We start from the raw sequence: 1,027 nt of genomic DNA on the forward strand, positions 1-1,027 counted from the left end.
CTTCTGGTCAACGTGTTCATAAGCCATTCAAATTTACCGTAGCGCTAAATAAAGCGGTTCCGCTTCTTTATAACGCATTGGCGTCTGGCGAGAAGATGAAATCGGTTGAGCTAAAATGGTACCGCACTTCTATCGAAGGTAAGCAAGAAAACTTCTTCACCACCAAACTGGAAAGCGCGTCTATTGTGGACATTCAATGTGAAATGCCACACTGCCAAGATCCAACTAACTCTGATTTCACGCAAAACGTTACGGTATCAATGTCTTACCGTAAAATCCTGTGGGATCACATCAACGCTGGTACTTCAGGCTCAGACGACTGGCGCAAGCCTGTTGAAGCGGCGTAATCACGCTTAGTTTTTTGGGTCGCTCATTCGTGTTTCATGTCCTTGGGGCGGGCGACCCACATTGGAACCTTAAGCTCAGTACATAGCATTTTGTTGTGTATTGAGCTTAAGGTTTTTCGACATTCAAATGTGGAAGGGAAGAGAAATGGCGACGTTAAGTTTTAGGCTCAAAGTGGATGGGTTGGCAGACGACACCTTAGTGGTGCGTGAATATCAAGGGGTCGAATCGCTGTCGGATAAGCCCTTAGATAACGGTCAAACCTGTTACGGTTTTCGCTACGAGATAAAACTGGCGAGTCGTCAATCAACCCTCAAAGCTGTGCAGCTGGTGGATAAACCGGCGCAGTTAGAGATGCTGCGTGATGGCCTTGTAGTACAGCGCGTGCATGGCATTATTCGTCAATTTAGCAAGGGCGATATTGGTCATCACCATACGTTTTACTCGCTGACTTTAGTGCCAGCGTTAGAGCGTTTGTCGCTGCGCCACAACAGCCGTATCTTTCAGCTCAAAACGGTTCCAGAAATCCTCTCTGTGCTGCTGCAAGAAATGGGCATTAACGATTACGCGTTCTCGCTCAAGCGTGAAGCGACCCAGCGAGAATTCTGCGTGCAATACCGAGAAACCGACCTCGATTTTCTGCATCGTTTGGCGGCAGAAGAAGGTTTGGTGTATAGCGTTA

2 protein-coding genes are annotated in these 1,027 nt (G+C 47.5%); both read left to right on the forward strand.

The window, feature by feature from the left end; translation table 11 throughout:
- Positions 1-347 (forward strand): type VI secretion system tube protein TssD (gene tssD, locus EYW48_RS21225; protein WP_277433051.1); only part of this gene is annotated, 347 nt, incomplete at its 5' end.
- 145 nt (positions 348-492) lie between these two features.
- Positions 493-1,027, forward strand: a 535-nt coding sequence (locus EYW48_RS21230; protein WP_254068246.1) for a contractile injection system protein, VgrG/Pvc8 family, incomplete at its 3' end; no start/stop codon positions are given.

The organism is Vibrio sp. 1180_3 (assembly GCF_029478545.1).
GTDB classification, from domain to species: domain Bacteria; phylum Pseudomonadota; class Gammaproteobacteria; order Enterobacterales; family Vibrionaceae; genus Vibrio; species Vibrio aestuarianus.